Consider the following 17914-nt stretch of genomic DNA (forward strand, 5'->3'; position numbering starts at 1 on the left):
CCTCCCCCCAAGGGCTGCGCCCTCTGAAATTCGATTAGTATTAAAGTCTGATTTGATTATGTAAGTGGCTTATGCATGTTGTATGATAGTGATATGCGTTAACCGTTAGCGTAGAGTAAATAAGTGCAAAAGTGCACCTGTTTTTAACAAACAAGATTGAAATGATGTAAATGGGTGTACAAATACCTCTAATTGAGCAGATTTGAAGAAGATTTGGTTAAATAAGTGCATTTCTGTGCTTAGATGAAGCTGCTGCAGGCGCTGCCGCAAATGTCTTCGCATGACAGGGGAACATCTCCGTTTTCAGATGAAAGGACCTCAAATTCCACTGTAAAGTGGAGTTTGAGGTCCTTTTTCTCAAAGAAAATAAGATCTAATTAGCGCTCAAAAAAATCGCAAAATGACTTTTGAGACAGCCCCATTTTTTAAAAATAGGAGTGACTTTAATCAATGATCAAAGCAAAGCTGCTAAAGTTTAAGCACTGGTTTTTGCTAAGCTGCCCTCGGCTATCTTCCTGCGGGAACGCGCGCGGGAGAACCCGAAGGAGGTTGCGGCTGTAGCAGCGGCGAGAATGACGCCTGTAGCTCCAATCCAGCTGATAGAGGTAAGCGATACTTGCTCAACGACAACCCCGCCAAGCCCGGCTCCTGCAGCCATGCCCAGCTGAAGTACAGAGCTGTTCAAGCTTAGCATAATACCCGAAGCTTCTGGAGCTAGTGACATCAGATGGTACTGCTGAGTTGGACCGGATGACCAAGCGGTAAAGGCCCAGATCATAAGCAGAGGAAATACGATAACCGGAGACTGTCCAGCCAATGAGAGTAGAACAAGTGCTATCGTATGGAACAGCATGCCGCTGACTAATGTTCGCGGCGCTCCCCATTTATCGGTGCTGTAGCCGCCAAATTTAGACCCGATCAGGCTGGCGATACCGAATGCAAATAGTCCGATGCTCACGCCCTGTTCACTCAGCTTCGTTACGCTAAGCAGGAATGGTGAAATATAAGTGTAAACGATGGAATAACCGCCGATCCACAAGAAGGTGACCGTCAGTGCCGTTACAATTTTCGGCTGCTTCAAGAGAGCAAGCTGGCTGCGAAGTGGAACGGGCTCTTCACCATCTGTTTTTGGAATGCTGGATAAAATGAGGAGCATTGCAAGCAGGCCCAGCAGTCCGATTGCTCCGAAGATGAGATGCCAGTCGTATACAGATGCGACTACCCTGCCTAAAGGGACACCGACGATTAATGCTGTGCTAAAACCCATAACGAGCGTCGCAATGGCACTGCCCTGTTTATCAACGGGTGCAAGCTTAGAAGCGACGGTCAAAGCGGTAACGACAAACACGCCTGTGCTGAGCGCGAGGACGACGCGGGACACGATCAAAAACTCAAATCCAGGCAAAGCAACAGCAATAAGATTGCCGATCGCGAATACACCTAATGAGTAGAGGAGCAGCTGACGCCGCTCAACACGCGCCGTAACTGCCATAAGAATCGGCGTGCCAATAGCGTAAGCTAGCGAGAAAACGGTTATCAGCTGGCCTGCTGCAGATACGGATACACCTATGTCGTCGGCTACCTTATCCAAAATACCCGCAATAATAAATTCTGACGTTCCAACCAAAAAGCTAATTATAGCCAGCATGTAAATTTTCCACGCGTTAGACATATAAAAAATACTCCTCTCTCCACTCCACTGTTTTTATATTTCTAAATCTATAGAAATATAACCTAAAAAAAATTACTCCAACAAATATGGCGCATACTTTCGGGCCATTTCGCGGTTCACACTGTAGTAGATATACGTACCGTCCTTGCGGAGATCTAGCAATCCGCTTTCCGTCAATTGCTTCAAGTGATGTGAGAGGGTAGAGCCGGCTACAGATTCCAGCTTTGTGCCAATATCGGAGCAGCATAAATTTTTCTCCTCAGTAAGCAGCAGAGCTATTTTTAGACGGGTAGGCTCACCGAGCGCCTTATATACTTTTACAGCTTGACGTACGTCCGCATGATCTTCTGTCATTGTGGCTTCACCTTTCTTGCAGTCTTTATTTCTATATTTGTAGAAATAAGATAGCATATCGATATTCGAATGTAAACAGGCAAGCATTCATTTTATTTTACAACAAGCATTTCCGTAAACGTATAAAAGAAGAAAGGAGCCGCAAGCAGCTCCTTTTCTTTCATCGCATTATAGGTTATGCGCCTTTACCCAAGCCGCCAAAAATTTAAGCTTCCCGTCAAAGTAACCATCATCCTGCCAAGATCCCCAAACGGCGCTTCCGCCTGTATGAAGTCCGATCAGCCAAAGCTGTCTGACGGCTACGAATACAGGAATCATCGCGAGATCCTGCTCGCTTAACGGGCGTTCCTTCGTATAGGCTTCCAGGAAAGCATCCCAGCATTCATCTTCAAAGCTCTCACTATCCGTTCTGCCATGGACGCGATCCCATAAATAAACGGATAGATCATACGAGCGCCATCCTACGCCGCAGCAGTCAAAGTCAAAGTGTGTCATGCTGCCGTCATCCGAATGAAAGACGTTCCAGCCATGCAGGTCCCCGTGGCATACTCCCCAGTCATATGCATCATTCGCGGCTTCTGCAAGGCGAGCTTTCAGCCTGCCGGCTGTTTCTTGAACAAACGCTGCATCGTTCGGGCGATGCTGTAAAGACGGAAGCATCGCCCGAAGAGGCTCGTCGAGCAAATGGGCAGCATCAAGTTCAAACCGTTCATGTTTGGGCTCATAGAAATCCATGGCATGATGAAGCTGCGCTATAGCGCTTCCGTAAGCTTGGCTTGTATCGACATTAAGTTTCCCGGCCCCATCCGCATAAGAGAATAGCACAGCATAACGAGTGCCTTCCGGTGCGTCAAGCTCAGTCAACCATTCGCCATCTCGTCTTTGGATTGGATAGGAAACCGGCAGGATACAGTTTTTAAGATAGGTTAACAAATCCAGCTCAAAACGGATATCGGATTCTGCTCGCCACAAATGCTTATAAATTCGCAATATAAATTTTCCGGTATTCGTATCCACCGAATAGGTATCATTCAAGCCATTGGACACGAATTGGCTCTTTAGCGGTGTACCGATATCATATAATAAGGCCATGGCTTCAAAAAGCGTTTCCTTATGAAATACAGTATGTACGGCAGGGATTTGCAGCATGTCACAATCATCCTTTCAATGTCTTTCACATTATCTATTTATCCTATAGCAATCGTGAACCGAAGGGGATAGAAACAATGGCTATAGTTGTTTATTACTGCTGGAAATCTCTTTGTTGGGTTTATTTGACAATGTAAGAGCAGCGGATTATTGTTAATCAGAATTGGTAAATCAACTCTGAAGCAGGAGAGGATTATGTGCAGAAAGTGGTAACGAATCATTTTCAAAGCCTGAATGAGTATGTCTATGCTATTCAACAAAGTATCGGCGCCACAGCTGCCGCAACGTATATCATTCAGAACGATGTTGTTGTAAACGAGTGGTATTCCGGTACACATGCAGCATCAGATGCGCCGAGACTCGTGGATGAAAAAACGCGGTTCAACGTAGCATCAATCCGTAAAACGTATCTAGCGCTTGCTGTCAGCTTATTAATAGAGCAAGGGAAAATAGGCAGCGTGGATGACGAAATCGGGCAGTATATCAATGATTATAAAGATGCAGCGCAAGGAGTAACGTTGAGCCACTTGCTTACGCATACCCATGGATTAATCGAAGAGAACGGGAAGATAACAAGAGAGTTCCCAGCTGGATATGGATGGGCATACTGCAATACGGGAATTGGCATGCTTTTTCAATTAGTTAGGCATATATCTGGGCAAAACTTAAGTACTTTTATGGCGAGTCACGTATTTAATCAATATGGGTTAAAGGAAACGGGCTGGAGAACAAAAGCAGCGGAGCAACTTATATATAATTATTATGATGATGAAGATACGTGGGTGGGGCCAAACGATAGTGATGCGGGTGATCAAAGCAATTTGTTCGTTAGTGCGCGCGATCTAGCGATGTGGGGGCATATGCATCTTAAAAACGGCAATGCATATGGAAAACAGTTGCTGCCGCAACCTGTTTTTGCAAGAGCTACTTCGCTGCATACGCCACTCACTGTTCCATCTCTTCTGCCTCGAAATGGTTTTATATGGTGGCTGCAAAGTGATACTCCCTTGAATCAAATTGGCGAGCTTCTGCCGAGTGACGCTTATCAAGTTCTTGGAATTACAGGCTGCGCCTGTCTGGTCATTCCGAGCTGCGATGCCGTAGTGGTTCGCATGTATAACCAGCTGCAGGGTGCGAGCGGATATGATTACTTATACGACATAAGAAAGTTTGGAAATATGACATACGATCTGCTTCGCAGTTATGGAGGTGCTCGATGAGTCAAGGCAACATCATTAAGAAAACTATCAATTCCTTAAGGCAAAGATTAGAGGCGGGCAATGGGTTATTAAGCTTACAGCTGCGTGAAGGTGAACTATACGAGGCCAAATGTACATTTAGACCTCCTGCAAGGGAAGAAGATTTAATGCTTTTTCAGGAAAAACTGGGTTGTAAACTTCCTCAGGATTATTTGAATTTCCTTAGAATAACGAATGGCTGCTCGCTCTTTGACCATCCGGAGTACGGAGGAGAGGCCTACTTATACGGGTGGCAGGATACATTTGGAGTAACGTACGAGGAGCCTAATGAAGGTTATTTGAAAGTAGCTTACATTTATCAGGATGACATTGTTATTCATTTAAAAGCTTTTAATGAAGGCTCAGACCATTACTTAATGGTCAAAGGCCATATTGATCAATTTCATGATGCGAGGCCGCTGCATATGAATTTTGAGCAATGGTTTGATCGGTTTATCATATGTCAGGGTGAGAAGTATTGGAATTGGCCCATTTATAACGCGGGAAAAATAATAGATTAAGAGACTTATAAATAGGAGGCCTAAAGAAGATGATTGAACTAAAAGCAGCAAGTGTAGATGATGGACGTGATATTTTTGACATGTTAGTAGAAATAGGCCCGGGAGAAAATGGGTTTGTGAATAGTGCGTATGATATCGATTATAGTCAATTTCCTGCATTTATTCGAAAAAATATAGCGATCTCGCAAGGTATTGATCTCTTACCCCAGCACGTTCCCCAGACTGTTTTCTGGTTATTCGTTGATTCCTATCCCGTAGGCTACGGGAAGCTGAGGCATTATTTGAATGATAACTTAAAAATATCAGGCGGGCATATAGGTTATACGATCAGACCAAGCAAACGAGGAAAAGGCTACGGTACGGTCATGTTAAATGAACTCCTAAAAAACGCAGAAAACATGGGAATAAAGGATGTTATGCTGTCTTGTGTGGAAAGTAATATCGCTTCTAGAAGAGTCATTGAGTTAAATAATGGTGTACTAGAAGCTAATGAAGGTGGAAAATGCAACTACTGGATTCACATATGAGAATAGTCATCTTTTCAATTTGTTTAGTCTAGTTTGGAAAATGGATATACAGCATCTTATTGAAGATTTTAAGCAGAAAGCGGCTTCTAAATAGTTGAACCAACTGTTGTCTGATTTTAAAAAGGCAATGGCAGCTAGGACTTTTTCCATGTCCGAAGCAACCATTGCCTTTTTCGCTAAAAGGAGTCTAAAGCTTGTTATTGCAATCTCGAGTACTGCAGTGCAACAGCTGTCAAGAAACATGCAAATGCCAAGACTGCTGCCGATGAACGAACCACATCAAGCAGCTCCCAGCGTCGGATTAGCAACTTCCAGTTGCTAGGCGGCGCGTCGGGTTTCCATTCGAGCGCACCCTTGTTGATGGGGACAGTGCCAATGAGCGTGACTAGGATGAAGATGAGTAAGGCCAGAACGCCAGCCCAGCGGAAGAACAAACCTGGCTCGGAGCCGCTCAGTACTAGCACCGCAGCTCCCGACACGGCCGTAGGCAAAAAGATAGCGGGCACCAGCACACGCAGTTTAAGTATTAGTGCTTGACGAACTTTAATTTGAGACTGGTCGTCTAGACCAGCCGGAGACAAGTGCACCCCATAGCGAATGACGAGCTCTTCACCAGCAAGGATGCCTGCAAGGAATAAACTGATGAACTCTATAATGATATGATTCATAATAAGCTCTGACCCAGTGTATAAGCCGAGGGTAGGGGAGATAATAGTAGAACGATGTTAGTCACTAGGATATCCTCCTTATGGTTGTTTTCATGACGGCTCGATTACCGAGCGTTCAAACTGTGGTGAAGAAAAATTGAAATGATAACTATAAAACACACTTTACTTGCCGACAGGTAAGTTGTCAAGTATGATGAGTATGGCTAAAATGATTGAAAGGCAAGGAGTGTGACAATCATGAGTATAAGTGAGTCAGTGAAACGGACGGGCAGTGAAACAAAAGCGGAAGCTCAGCGTGTAGCTTTGGAGCTTTTCACTGCTAAAGGGTTTGAGGCAACATCACTTCGTGAGATCGCTGAGCAACTCGGGATCAGCAAGGCTGCGCTATACTACCATTTCAAAAGCAAAAATGACATCGTAAATTCAATGATGTCCTCCCGCGGTGACGAGGCGGCTGAACTTCTCGCATGGGCCGTCAGCCAAGAACCGAGTCCAGACCTTCTGGAGCGCACGGTGCTTCGTTGGGTGGATTCAACTTCTGTAGACAAGCTGCGCGGCATCCGCTTCGTAAATGCGAATCCCAATCTTATGCGGAGCGTGGTTAGCAATCCCGGTGGTCAAATCCGCGACAGCCTTGGGGCAGTGGCTGAGCTTGTGGCTGGCAAGGATGCTGATCCTACACGGAAATTACTCGTAAGAATGGCCTTTCTCAGTATTAACTCGGCACTGATGGCCGCCAGTGGAACGGAGCGTACGGACGAAGAAATTGTTGCAGCCGCGAGAGAAATGGCATTAGCTCTTCTTAACCGCCTTCGCGAATAGCTGATAGATGAGTGTTACTGGTTTTTAGCACTTGGAAATTTATGATTGTTATATTCAATATAGGATAGTGAAATGATCACAGGCTGCCGACAAAGTCGGTAGCTTATTCATTTTAACGTTTGTAACGAACCTAACCCTTATTTGACTTCATTTCTCTATAAATTATATGTTGTCAGAAGAAAATAAAGTTGTAGACTGATTTTGCTTCATTAAGCTAACGGTCAGGATACACTAGTGAAATACTTTCAGTGGAGGAATTCTGGTATAAACAATCTCTCGGAAAAGGGTGCAGTGCATGAACAAAACGGATCGTTTGTTAGCCATAGTTCTTGAGCTGCAGCGTAACGAAGTGTTACGAGCCGAGGATTTAGCCGCTACATTTGAAACAAGCGTGAGAACCATTTACAGGGATATACAGGCTTTAAGTGAGGCTGGCGTATCCGTGATAGGAGCGCCAGGGCAGGGATACTCCCTAATGGAGGGGTATTTCCTGCCGCCAGTCAGTTTCACGGTGGAAGAAGCAGTGACGTTACTCATCGGGACAGATTTTATCGAGCAATGGTTTGATGTTCACTATCGCAGTAAGTCTCGAACTTCAAGAGGGAAGATTGAAGCCATCCTGCCGGAACCGATCCGCAGCGAGGCATCCCGGATTCGCAAGAGCTTTCGTTTGCTTGCTTCCGTTGAAGACATAGCACGAATACAAGAGAAGGCATACTTGGAAGCGATTCGTCGAGCGATTCTGGAGGAAAGAAAAATAAGATTCCGCTATTCCAAAAGAATTGCCGAGGCTGATGGGAACCGCCAAAGTGTACGTACGGTTGCTCCTTATGGACTTGTGCTTCTTCAAGGGTCATGGGTACTCGTTGCACAGTGTGAATTGCGTCAAAACATCCGTCATTTTCGGTTGTCCCGGATGTCGGAGCTTATCGAGCTGGAAGATAGATTTATGTTGCCAGCAGATTTCAATTTAGATGCATACCAGCCTCCAGACGATCGCAACGTTCGTGTGCGCATATGTGTCCAACCTGACATTGCCGATAAGGTAAGGGAATCAAACAACTTCTATATAGAAACCATAGAGGATCATACCGAAGGGTTGCTGGTGACCTTACGTGTTCGGCAGCCTGAGGAATTGCTGCATTGGGTGCTCAGCTGGGGAGGCGGAGTGGTTGTGCTGGAGCCGGAATCTTTCCGACATCGGGTTAGAAACGAACTGAAAAAAACGTTAAAACGCTACTGACATAATGGTGTCAGTAGCGTTTTTGTATACTTAGAAAAAAGATGATTAGAGGCGATGATAGACGATGATTACAACAAAGCTAGCATTACAACGATTTGAGGAAACTGCGGCACATTATATTCATGAACTGGATCAATTCAGTATGGAGCAGCTGAAGCAAAAGCAAAGTGAAAACGAGTGGTCAATCGGACAGATGTTTCAACATCTCATTAGCTCGGCGCTTTATATGCAGCTTCGTAATCTTGATCAATGCCTGATGCCAAGCCAAGATCCCATGGTACCTGAAACGGAAAAAACCGAGGTTGGTGTGGCTATATTTTCTCAAGGAAGCTTTCCGCCCATTCGTATTCATGTTCCGCCTTCCCCGCAATATACTCCGGAGCAGCCGGAAAGCAAAGAGCAGCTGATTCAAGGCTTACACACTGTCATCCAGAGAATGAAGGACATTGAACCTACCCTTGAAAAAGTGTCCAAACAACATACAGTGTCCCATCCGAGATTCGGCGGATTGTGTGCGGAGGAATGGTTTCTGCTTGTTGAAATGCACTACCGTCATCATCTTCTGCAGCTGGACCGCTTAAAACAAGGATTGGTACGGGAAGCGATATAAACATTTATTAAAAAAGGAAGGACTTCGAGGCATGCAAATGGATGAAATAAGGGAGCAAAGCCGCTTCTGGATTGGTGTCGTGTCCGCATCCCATGTGAAATGTGGAGAGTCGGGGGGATTCGCTCAGCTCTGTCACGGCAAGTCAGCACCTTTACGTAAGATGCGAGCAGGCGATTGGTTGATCTACTATTCTCCGCGAACAGAAATGAGGAACGGGGCACCACTCCAAGCGTTCACCGCTATCGGGGAAGTGGATGATGATATAGTCTACGAATATCAGATGTCAGAATCATTTGTGCCATTACGCAGAAATATCTGCTATATTTCATGCCGTGAGGTACAGATTAGATATCTATTAGAAAAGCTTAGCTTCACTCGCGGGAACCGAAATTGGGGGTATTCCTTCCGCTACGGTCATTTTGAGATCAGTCGGGAGGACTTTTTGACAATTGCCAGTGCGATGCTAAAATGAGCAAGTAGGAAGTTCATAAAACAGCGACACTCTAGGACTTTATTTTCATATCCTAGGCTGTCGCTGTTTCAATTTCTGAGGTGCTTTGTTATAGGCTGTATCTATTTTTCCTATATAAACTAGATATTGGAAACGGTTTAGGTTCTCTATTATTATGAAATTAAACCTATAGAATTCATGAGATGAGGATAGAAATGAAGCAGAAATGGCAATGTGCAGTAGACAAAACAATCCATCTAACAGCACAGGAACGAAATAAATTAGAGCAAACGTTCGAAAGCTATATGATCTGCCTAATGTAATATGTACACCTCATCTGGCCTATTATACAAATGAAACGATTTCGGATATGAATCAACAACTATTGGATCAAGCTATTGAATACTTTAATAATCTGTACGCTATGTAGTGACGTTTCTTAATGAAAGGAATGGAGTAAAATGAATCCTTTTATCGAACAATTGTTACATTCTAATCAAATGGAAATAGAATTAACGGAAGACATATTATTTGAAATTTACAATGAAGCTAAGAATACGGATGGGGAGGAGGAGGTTTGGAAAAACCTGATCTCGTTATACGATAAACCTCTCCCGAAACAAATCGCTTTTTCCCTTATAGATAGGAATATTGCTATTATGGATTTAGGTCACTCGAAACAAGAATACGATGTCTTGTGGAGATTAGCAGAGATCGTAGATGAAGCATTATTGACACTAGCGATAGACGTCTACACTCAACTATCCTTTGGCCATGAAGAAATGGAGCTGCTGTTTAACAAATACGATTATCATAAATGGATGATGGAGAGCTTGATTTATAAACAGCCGTCATCACCTGAAAAGCGAAGATTGCTCGAAGCGGCTATAAAAAGGAATATGGATGCAGACAGATTGCAAAGATTGCTTACTGTGGTGGACACTGCTAAATATGCGAGCCGCAATGATTTAACACTTGAAGAGTTTCAATCTCTTTTTGAGACAAAAGAGCCCTATGTTTGGCTGTCATTATCCCAAAATCCCAACACTCCGGTAGATATTTTAAACAAATTATTAGAAGCGACAAGCATAAAAAATGCAAGAGCAATAAGACAGTCAGCAAATGTAAATCTTCAAGGAAAACGCGATAACAATAATGAGGTGATAACGTGAGAATTAGAACGGCGGCTAGGGCAGTCATTATAAAAGATGAGCAATTGCTCGTATTACGGAGAGCTGGTGTCCAAGGAGAATTTTATGTTCTTCCAGGAGGAGGGCAGGAACATGGTGAAAGCATCCATGAAACGTTGAAGAGAGAAGTATTAGAAGAGGTAAGTTTAAAGGTTGAAATTGAACAATTGCTTTTTATTAATGAGTTTATCGCAAAAAGAGATTCATCGTTTTTTGAATTAGAACCGGATGTTCATCAAATTGATTTTACGTTTTTGTGTGCTATTACGTCCGACAATGAAGCATCGGTCGGTGAAACACCAGACCTTCATCAGATTGGCATAGCATGGATTCCATTGCATGAGATAACCGACTATAGTTTGCATCCCGATAATGACTTGAATTTTATTATGGGAGCGCCAACGAGAAATGTATTGTCACAATGGATTTCTAATCCTAACCATATGGAAATCCCTATGTTTATTGAAGGTTAATTAAAGAATGGGGGGTGAGCATATGAATGATTTACGTTATCCAATCGGGCAATTTGAACTCATACAGCATGCAACGACCGAGCTTCGGCAAAGCTGGATTGAGGATGTGTCGCAAATATCTCCGACTCTGCGGCACACGGTACAAAATTTAACGTCTGAGCAGCTGCTTTTACAATACCGTCCGGGCAGTTGGACCGTCAGGCAGGTTGTTCACCATATGGCTGACAACGATATGAATGCTTTTATCCGTTTCAAGAGAGCGCTAACGGAGAATAATCCCACGGCTAGCTCGTATAGAGAAAATTTATGGGCGGAATTAAGCGATTATGAAACACCGCTCGAAACATCGCTGAATCTCCTAGAATCCATTCATGGTCGGTTTACAGCAATTCTCCGATCTTTACAATCATCCGATTTTCAACGAACGTTTACAAGTCCAACTCATGGCGCCATGAGTCTTGATGCTGCGCTTCAACGATTCATTTGGCATAATCGGCATCATACTGCACAGATCGTTTCCATATTTTAAAAAAAGGAGAATCAGGCATGAATAAAATTATTGCCATTACAGGCGCCTCATCCGGAATAGGTCTTGCAACAGCATTAAAATTTGCTGAAGAGGGATGGATCGTCTACGCTGGAACTCGGCATGCAGAACGTGATCAAACAAAGTATAGCGATCAGCCAAATTTCCATTTCATTGAAATGGAAGTAACTAAACCGGAATCATTAGAGCAGGCATTTGAGGTCATTAAGCAAAAACACGGTTATATGGATGTTTTATTTTGCAACGCAGGATTTGGGCTATTACGTGCACTAGGTCAAGCTACTTTCGAGGAAATTCAAGCTGTTTTTGATACGAATGTGTACGGGGTTATGCATACGATTCGAGCGGGTTTGCCACTCCTTCGCAAATCAAACTCTGGGCATTTGATCGCAACGACGAGCGTAGGCGGATTGGTCGGACAACCATTAAATGAAATTTATTGCGCAAGCAAGTTTGCAGTTGAAGGGTTGTTGGAGAGCTTAGCGACCTACTACAAGCCTGCATTTAATATTGATGTGACTCTGCTGGAGCCTGGAGCAATTGGGACCCATTTCAACAATACTGTTTTTGCACATATTGAAAAAACAGGCGGTATTCCAGATGATGAATATAAACAAACGTATGACACCATTATTAATACCTTTTCCAAGCGAAACTCCGTTCCTCAAACTTCTGAATCTGTTGCTGATGTTGTGCTTCAGTTAGTAAATATGGAGACGAAGCCGCTGCGCATTCGTACATCCGATAAAGCTGAAGCGTTTGTACAATATAAAGTAAGCAACGATCCTACGGGGCTGGAGGGCATGCTGAATACCCGTAAACTTCAATTAGAAATGTAATATAAGATAGGAATGGACTATGAGTTATTGCGCCCATAGTCCATTTTTTTACTTTACTATTGAAGCCGCCACAAAGATTGCACATTTGGCGGCTCCCAGCCAACCAGTGAGGTATGAGGCTGGAGACAAACATAGGAGAGGCCTGCGTAGGTTACTGTACTTCCAGCAACATAGCTTGCTTGAGCAGCCCAAGTCGTTGTTCCACCTGAGCCAGCTGTTGTTGAGGCTTGAAGTACGTTGCTAGCTGCCGACAAATTTCCTGCAGCATCCTTTGCTTTCACTGTAAAGCTATAGGTTGTGTTTGCTGTAAGACCGCTAACGGTAGCTGTAATTCCAGCAACATTGAGGCTGGAAGAGCCATAATAAACGGTGTAACCGGTAACTCCGACATTATCCGTTGATGCTCCCCATGAAAGACTAATGGTAGAAGCTGTAGCACCTGTTGCTTGAAGATTATTTGGGGCAGTTGGCGCTGTAGTATCGGCTGGTCCTGCATTGCCACATGGACCAATTAATTTCCACACGCTGCTAATATCTGGGCGCTCTCCTTTTGTCCACCATTTAGCTTCGTATTCAGAGCCGTTGTAGGAAGCACGCTGTCCGCCTGTATAGGCTGTGTCGGTGTTCCATTGCTGTACGGTGCAAACATTTGCGGGGCTTGTAGTAACCGTAATTGGCGTACTTGCACCAGACACATTGCCTGCTGCATCATATGCCTTCACTGTAAAGGTATAGGCAGTGTTAGGGGATAATCCGCTAATTGCTGCGCTTGTACCCGTTGCATTCACGTTTGTTGTACCGTAAGTCACGGTATAACCGGTTACATTAACGTTATCCGTCGAAGCGTTCCATGCTAAGTTGACACTGAATGCACTCGTACTTGTCGTGCGTAAATTAGCAGGTACTGAAGGTGCTATTACATCCACAACGGGTGCATCAGTAGTTACATTAATCACGTTGCTCGCGCCAGAAATATTGCCCGCTGCATCTCTCGCTTTTACAGTAAATGAATACGCTTTGTTAGCTGTCAAACCGCTGATTGTTGTGCTTGTACCTGTAACGGTTGTTGAAGTTGAACCATATGAGACGATATATCCCGTTACTCCTCGATCATCGGTAGATGCACTCCAAGACAGGCTCGCACTCGTGGACGTTTTGGCAGTTAATTGAAGATTTGCAGGAACTGACGGAGCTGTAATGTCACCTCCACCAGAACCATATTGATCGAGATAGGTACGATGACTCGTAGAAAATAGATTGTTCGTATATTTATCCCAGTTGATAGACCAGGTCATCAATCCTTTTAAATCAGGATAACCAGCGGTATTGCGAAGAACGTAGGTTCCGCCGAAAGGTATACCTTTTATAAGATAATCAAGAGCTTTCTGCACGTTAGCCGGTGTTGTATAACCTCCGCCTGCTGCTTGTGGTGAAGCGGGCAAACCAATGACGATTTGATCTGGACGAAGAGCCGGAAACATATTATTCGGATTGCCTCCGACTGGAAATCCAACAAGCAGCATTTCAGCCATAGCCACATGGAAGTCAGGCGTACCTTGAGAATAGGCTTTACCATCAAGGCCTAACATAGGACCCGTATTATAATGCTGAACATGCAGGTAATCCAGCTCATTTCGCAGATCGTAGATGACAGGGAGGTATGCTCCCCAAAGTCCTGTATAGTTTCCTGCTCCACCCTGAACATAGGCGGTTTCCGGTGCCATGGTCAGAAGGAAATCTGAACTATAGCTATTTAATATTTCACGCGTAGCAGAAATTAAATTTACTATTTTTGGGGTGGTAGGAGCTTTGAAGTTGGTGTCTCCTGTGTTAAGGGCAAGAGAGCTGCCTTCAAGGTCAATATCGAGGCCGTCAAATCCATATAAATTAATAATACCCTTCATCGTGTTCACAAATGTTGTTTTGGCCTGAGGTGTAGTAAGCTCCACTGCGCCGTTAGCGCCGCCGATGGATATGAGCACCTTTTGTCCTCTCGCTTTAAGGTAAGCAACATCAGACTGAAACTCGCTAACTGTTGCGTTGTAAGGGGTGAACACCATATTGCCAGTATGTGCGCCACCTGTTGGTTCAGCAAAAGCGACCTGGATCACGTCGTAATCCGGAGAAATATCTTTTAAACGAATATTGGTAGAGAAGTTGTCAAAATTATGCCAGTAGCCTACGATTATTTTGTTGCGAGCTGTTGCGGCCTCTACTCTATCCGTTCCTAAGGGCAATCCAGTCAATACTAGCAGCGCTGCTAGGGCAGCTAAAAGAGCTTTCATCATTCGTTTCGTTGATCGCGAATAATTTTTCATCGTCAACTATCTCCCTTCTCAATATAAAGCTTCTGACCACTACCTTTTTTGTAAGCGATTACATTCAATCTCTTAAAAACATCACCTCCTAACCGTATAAATGGGATGTACTTAGAGTGTGGCGAAAAACCGAGAGGTACAATAGAGTTCGACTCTTCTTGCAATGGAGTAAGAAAACTTGATAGGCAAATAGGAGACTAATTCAAGAGGAAACAACTTTTATTCTGAGGGGGAAAGGAGTAAAAATAAAGGGGGATTTTTCCTGTAGTTTAGGGAGAAAAATCTATCACTTATCGTTGCACCTAGCAATTCTGAATCAGCATAGGCGATTGCGAGAGGCGCTGCCAATGAATGAGCGGTTGTCAGTCTTTACTGTCAGGTATACAATGTGTAAGGAGAAAATCAGAATGATAGTTTTAGTAAAGGGAGTGCAACAGGTTTGTCATCAAGTGCTTTAGCTTCAGCTTCGCCTTCTTTCCATGTTCGTTTAACCACATTGCTTTTAGTTGTTGTAGTAGCCGGTATGAGTCAAGGGCTGCTGCTGCCATTGCTTTCGATTATGCTGGAGGATTCAGGCGTATCGTCAGATATGAACGGGATTAATTCAGCTGCCATGTATATCGGAATTTTTTGTGCAATGTTTTTCGTTGAGAAGCCGGTCATGCGTTTTGGGTACAAAAAAGTCATTTTAGTCGGCATTTCATTAGTTACACTTGCTAATCTACTGTTTCCATTTACTCATTCGTTGGCGATATGGTTCGTCTTGCGTTTGCTGGTTGGTGTCGGCGATAGCTCGCTCCATTATGCTACACAGTTATGGATTGTAAGCTCAAGTCCAGCCGATCGACGGGGGAAATTTATTTCGCTGTACGGTATGGCTTATGGACTCGGCTTCAGCTTAGGGCCGCTGGGCATCAATCTTCTTCCACTTGGAAGGGCGGTTCCATTCTTAGTGTCCAGTTTATTTTTTGTAACTGTACTGATGCTTGTGCTGCGTATGAAGAATGAAATGCCGGAGCGGGCAGCACGAGGAACGGCGTCTGAGAATCGCTTTGTAAAAACCTACCGTCTCGCGTGGTTTGTCCTTATACCTGGCTTCTTATATGGACTGATGGAAGCTTCTATGAATAGCAACTTTCCGTTGTATGGATTGCGGATCAACCTGAGCCAGCATTGGATTTCGCTTCTGCTTATGGCATTCGGAGTCGGGGCTCTAATTCTTCAGCTGCCGCTTGGCATTTGGAGTGACCGGATCGGCAGGAAGCCGGTGTTAATTGGATGTGCAGTGGTAGGTGCTCTCGTCTTTTTCACCATACCTGTCGCTGGCGATAATATTGCGCTGCTCTTTGTATTATTTGCAATTGCTGGCGGAGTGGTTGGATCATTTTACTCTTTAGGTCTCGCTTATGCAGCTGATATACTGCCTCGGGCGATATTGCCTGCGGCGAATGTTATCGCTTCGATCCACTTTAGTATTGGAAGCATCATGGGCCCGACGCTTGGCGGTTATGGGATTCGTTATGTTTCTGTTCATAGTATTTTTCTGTTTTTAGGTGCGGCCTTCCTTATCTTCGCGCTGCTTGGTTTTGGATTTCGGCCGAAAGCAGCTGAGGTGCCAAAAGTAGAAATTTCTAGCTGAGTGCTAAAGTATGGTTCATGCATAAGTGTAGTTTCTGGATCTATTTGGGTGGTTTAATTTATATTGAGGGGAATAGGGCTAGTTTCTAGTCCTATTTTTTTATCTCTAGCTTTTGAGGCGCATTCGTTGTCAAAAGAGAAAGAATTCATCCTTTATGTGCTTATTATTACGCTGAATGAACGGCTAACGGGCAGGCAGGGCAGTTCCAATATGTGGTATATTTGAATTAATGACATTCTTTAAGCGGAGGTGCTTATGAATCCTGCTTTTGACAACTATATCGAATCGCTGGCTGGCCAGGACGTGACCATCATCGGCGCAGGCGTCAGCAACTCACCGCTGATCCGCATGCTGTGCTCAGCAGGGGCGCGCGTCACCGTTCGCGACCGCAATCCGGCCCTGCCCCGGGACGAGTGGGACGATCTAGGCGTTGGGCTCCGCTTAGGGGAGAATTACCTAGATCGCGTTGGGGGCGATATCGTGTTCCGCACTCCGGGCATGCGCCCAGACCATCCGGCGCTGGACTCGGCCCGCGCTGGCGGCAGCCGTGTGACCAGTGAGATGGAGGAGTTTTTTGCGTTGTGCCCTTGTCCCATTTTCGGCGTGACCGGTTCGGACGGTAAAACTACCACCACGTCGTTAATTGCAGACATGCTGGAAAACGGGGGGCGTACGGTTCATCTGGGCGGCAACATTGGCACGCCACTGCTGACGCGCGCGGGCGAGATGTCGCCGCTGGACGTGTGCGCGGTCGAGCTATCCAGCTTCCAGCTGATGGACATGACGCGCTCTCCCCATGTGGCGGTTATAACCAACCTCTCGCCCAATCACCTCGACTGGCACCGCGACATGGATGAATATACCGCCGCCAAGCGTCGCCTGCTGGATTTTCAGAGTGCTGACGACCTTGCCGTTCTTAACGGCGACAACCCGGCTACCGCCGCACTGCGCGGGCGGGGGCGGACCAAGTATTTCGGCGGTCACACAGTCTGCGATGGAGTGATCGATGGTCTGGTACCTATCAGTGACATTCGTTTGCCCGGGTGGTATAACGTGGAAAACGTTATGGCTGCCATGACCGCCGTGAGGGGGACCGTGCCGGACGAGGCAATTCTGGAGACGGTACGCACATTTGCCGGCGTGGAGCACCGAAACCAGTGGGTGGCCACTGTGGACGGCGTGCATTACTACAACAATTCAATCGGATCCAGCCCCGCCCGTACCGTTGCCACGCTGCACGCACACGAGGGCCGAGTGCTGCTGATCGCCGGCGGGAGAGATAAAAACGTACCTTTTGACGAGATGGCTAGGCTGCTGCCTGATCATGTCAAGGTGTTGCTGTTGATCGGCGAAGCGGCCAGTCAAATCGAGGCTGCAGCGCGCAGCGTGCCGAGTTGCCCGCCTATTTTTCGTTGTGAAGGCTTGGCCGAGGCTGTGGCGCATGCGCACAAGCTGGCCGCACCGGGCGACACGGTGCTGCTGAGCCCTGCCTGCACTGCGTTTGATCAATACAGCAACTTTGAAGAGCGCGGGCGCCACTTTGTAGAGCTGGTCGGGGCGCTGCGTCGGTCGGAGAGATAGGATTGAATAAGACACTGGCGTTTTCCGGGAAATCCTGATTGAACGCGTGTGTGGTAAACGGGAACGGGTAAC

18 protein-coding genes are annotated in these 17914 nt (G+C 45.4%); 13 read left to right on the forward strand and 5 right to left on the reverse strand.

Annotated elements, in window-relative coordinates; translation table 11 throughout:
- Positions 1-475: 475 nt before the first annotated feature.
- The 3 genes from AC1DM9_RS00590 to AC1DM9_RS00600 form a co-directional block, all read right to left on the reverse strand.
- Positions 476-1672, reverse strand: a complete 1197-nt coding sequence (locus AC1DM9_RS00590) for an MFS transporter (protein ID WP_477578013.1) — start codon at positions 1670-1672, stop codon at positions 476-478.
- Between the two features lie 72 nt (positions 1673-1744).
- The gene (locus AC1DM9_RS00595) at positions 1745-2026 is read right to left on the reverse strand and encodes an ArsR/SmtB family transcription factor (protein WP_054025100.1); all 282 of its coding nucleotides are present in this window, start codon (positions 2024-2026) and stop codon (positions 1745-1747) included.
- Positions 2027-2194: 168 nt separating this feature from the next.
- Positions 2195-3175 (reverse strand): phosphotransferase, encoded by a 981-nt coding sequence (locus tag AC1DM9_RS00600; RefSeq protein ID WP_477578014.1) that lies wholly within the window; start codon positions 3173-3175, stop codon positions 2195-2197.
- Between the two features lie 197 nt (positions 3176-3372).
- On the opposite strand from AC1DM9_RS00600, the gene AC1DM9_RS00605 reads away from it, so the two are divergent.
- The 3 genes from AC1DM9_RS00605 to AC1DM9_RS00615 are packed head-to-tail and all read left to right on the forward strand — an operon-like array spanning position 3373 to position 5461.
- The gene (locus tag AC1DM9_RS00605; RefSeq protein ID WP_477578015.1) at positions 3373-4395 is read left to right on the forward strand and encodes a serine hydrolase domain-containing protein; all 1023 of its coding nucleotides are present in this window, start codon (positions 3373-3375) and stop codon (positions 4393-4395) included.
- Complete coding sequence (locus tag AC1DM9_RS00610) at positions 4392-4934, forward strand: SMI1/KNR4 family protein (protein ID WP_477578016.1); 543 nt, start codon at positions 4392-4394, stop codon at positions 4932-4934. The genes AC1DM9_RS00605 and AC1DM9_RS00610 overlap by 4 nt, the downstream gene beginning before the upstream one ends.
- Positions 4935-4963: 29 nt before the next feature.
- Positions 4964-5461 (forward strand): GNAT family N-acetyltransferase, encoded by a 498-nt coding sequence (locus tag AC1DM9_RS00615; RefSeq protein WP_441880775.1) that lies wholly within the window; start codon positions 4964-4966, stop codon positions 5459-5461.
- A gap of 197 nt (positions 5462-5658) precedes the next feature.
- Here AC1DM9_RS00615 and AC1DM9_RS00620 read toward each other — a convergent pair whose 3' ends face one another.
- Positions 5659-6048, reverse strand: a complete 390-nt coding sequence (locus AC1DM9_RS00620) for an anthrone oxygenase family protein (protein WP_477578017.1) — start codon at positions 6046-6048, stop codon at positions 5659-5661.
- A 318-nt stretch (positions 6049-6366) separates the two neighbouring features.
- On the opposite strand from AC1DM9_RS00620, the gene AC1DM9_RS00625 reads away from it, so the two are divergent.
- The 8 genes from AC1DM9_RS00625 to AC1DM9_RS00660 all read left to right on the forward strand — a co-directional run bounded on the left by AC1DM9_RS00625 (position 6367) and on the right by AC1DM9_RS00660 (position 12304).
- Positions 6367-6951, forward strand: coding sequence for a TetR/AcrR family transcriptional regulator (locus AC1DM9_RS00625; RefSeq protein ID WP_441880772.1), 585 nt, complete (start codon positions 6367-6369; stop codon positions 6949-6951).
- Between the two features lie 295 nt (positions 6952-7246).
- A complete protein-coding gene (locus AC1DM9_RS00630; protein WP_441880771.1) occupies positions 7247-8194 on the forward strand; it encodes a helix-turn-helix transcriptional regulator in 948 nt (315 codons plus the stop codon).
- 67 nt (positions 8195-8261) lie between these two features.
- Positions 8262-8804: a DinB family protein gene (locus tag AC1DM9_RS00635; RefSeq protein WP_441880822.1), complete on the forward strand. Its 543-nt coding sequence runs from the start codon at positions 8262-8264 to the stop codon at positions 8802-8804.
- A 37-nt stretch (positions 8805-8841) separates the two neighbouring features.
- The gene (locus tag AC1DM9_RS00640) at positions 8842-9276 is read left to right on the forward strand and encodes an EVE domain-containing protein (protein ID WP_441880770.1); all 435 of its coding nucleotides are present in this window, start codon (positions 8842-8844) and stop codon (positions 9274-9276) included.
- A gap of 479 nt (positions 9277-9755) precedes the next feature.
- Complete coding sequence (locus AC1DM9_RS00645; RefSeq protein WP_477578018.1) at positions 9756-10427, forward strand: hypothetical protein; 672 nt, start codon at positions 9756-9758, stop codon at positions 10425-10427.
- A complete protein-coding gene (locus tag AC1DM9_RS00650) occupies positions 10424-10918 on the forward strand; it encodes an NUDIX domain-containing protein (protein ID WP_477509874.1) in 495 nt (164 codons plus the stop codon). Before AC1DM9_RS00645 ends, AC1DM9_RS00650 begins: the two co-directional genes overlap by 4 nt.
- Before the next feature lie 22 nt (positions 10919-10940).
- The gene (locus tag AC1DM9_RS00655) at positions 10941-11447 is read left to right on the forward strand and encodes a YfiT family bacillithiol transferase (protein WP_477509873.1); all 507 of its coding nucleotides are present in this window, start codon (positions 10941-10943) and stop codon (positions 11445-11447) included.
- Between the two features lie 17 nt (positions 11448-11464).
- The gene (locus AC1DM9_RS00660) at positions 11465-12304 is read left to right on the forward strand and encodes an SDR family oxidoreductase (RefSeq protein ID WP_477509872.1); all 840 of its coding nucleotides are present in this window, start codon (positions 11465-11467) and stop codon (positions 12302-12304) included.
- 56 nt (positions 12305-12360) lie between these two features.
- On the opposite strand, the gene AC1DM9_RS00665 is transcribed toward AC1DM9_RS00660, so the two are convergent.
- Positions 12361-14622 carry a fibronectin type III domain-containing protein gene (locus tag AC1DM9_RS00665; RefSeq protein ID WP_477509871.1) on the reverse strand — a complete coding sequence of 754 codons (2262 nt, stop codon included), beginning with the start codon at positions 14620-14622 and terminating at the stop codon, positions 12361-12363.
- 439 nt (positions 14623-15061) lie between these two features.
- Here AC1DM9_RS00665 and AC1DM9_RS00670 point away from each other — a divergent pair, with 439 nt between their 5' ends.
- Together AC1DM9_RS00670 and murD are read left to right on the forward strand one after the other, a co-directional pair.
- A complete protein-coding gene (locus AC1DM9_RS00670) occupies positions 15062-16261 on the forward strand; it encodes an MFS transporter (RefSeq protein ID WP_477578019.1) in 1200 nt (399 codons plus the stop codon).
- A 255-nt stretch (positions 16262-16516) separates the two neighbouring features.
- Entirely contained in the window at positions 16517-17842 is a 1326-nt protein-coding gene (gene murD / locus AC1DM9_RS00675) for a UDP-N-acetylmuramoyl-L-alanine--D-glutamate ligase (protein WP_477578020.1), read from the forward strand.
- Positions 17843-17914: the final 72 nt, after the last annotated feature.

Source organism: Paenibacillus sp. 01T431 (genome assembly GCF_056398625.1).

Excerpts from the sequence above, each read along its gene's own strand:
- AC1DM9_RS00615 (WP_441880775.1), top strand. The coding sequence starts at position 4,964 with ATGATTGAACTAAAAGCAGCAAGTGTAGATGATGGACGTGATATTTTT.
- AC1DM9_RS00610 (WP_477578016.1), top strand. The coding sequence starts at position 4,392 with ATGAGTCAAGGCAACATCATTAAGAAAACTATCAATTCCTTAAGGCAA.
- AC1DM9_RS00645 (WP_477578018.1), top strand. The coding sequence starts at position 9,756 with ATGGAAATAGAATTAACGGAAGACATATTATTTGAAATTTACAATGAA.
- AC1DM9_RS00625 (WP_441880772.1), top strand. The coding sequence starts at position 6,367 with ATGAGTATAAGTGAGTCAGTGAAACGGACGGGCAGTGAAACAAAAGCG.
- AC1DM9_RS00600 (WP_477578014.1), bottom strand. The coding sequence starts at position 3,175 with ATGCTGCAAATCCCTGCCGTACATACTGTATTTCATAAGGAAACGCTT.
- AC1DM9_RS00630 (WP_441880771.1), top strand. The coding sequence starts at position 7,247 with ATGAACAAAACGGATCGTTTGTTAGCCATAGTTCTTGAGCTGCAGCGT.
- AC1DM9_RS00660 (WP_477509872.1), top strand. The coding sequence starts at position 11,465 with ATGAATAAAATTATTGCCATTACAGGCGCCTCATCCGGAATAGGTCTT.
- AC1DM9_RS00590 (WP_477578013.1), bottom strand. The coding sequence starts at position 1,672 with ATGTCTAACGCGTGGAAAATTTACATGCTGGCTATAATTAGCTTTTTG.
- AC1DM9_RS00655 (WP_477509873.1), top strand. The coding sequence starts at position 10,941 with ATGAATGATTTACGTTATCCAATCGGGCAATTTGAACTCATACAGCAT.
- AC1DM9_RS00665 (WP_477509871.1), bottom strand. The coding sequence starts at position 14,622 with ATGAAAAATTATTCGCGATCAACGAAACGAATGATGAAAGCTCTTTTA.
- AC1DM9_RS00640 (WP_441880770.1), top strand. The coding sequence starts at position 8,842 with ATGGATGAAATAAGGGAGCAAAGCCGCTTCTGGATTGGTGTCGTGTCC.
- AC1DM9_RS00595 (WP_054025100.1), bottom strand. The coding sequence starts at position 2,026 with ATGACAGAAGATCATGCGGACGTACGTCAAGCTGTAAAAGTATATAAG.
- murD (WP_477578020.1), top strand. The coding sequence starts at position 16,517 with ATGAATCCTGCTTTTGACAACTATATCGAATCGCTGGCTGGCCAGGAC.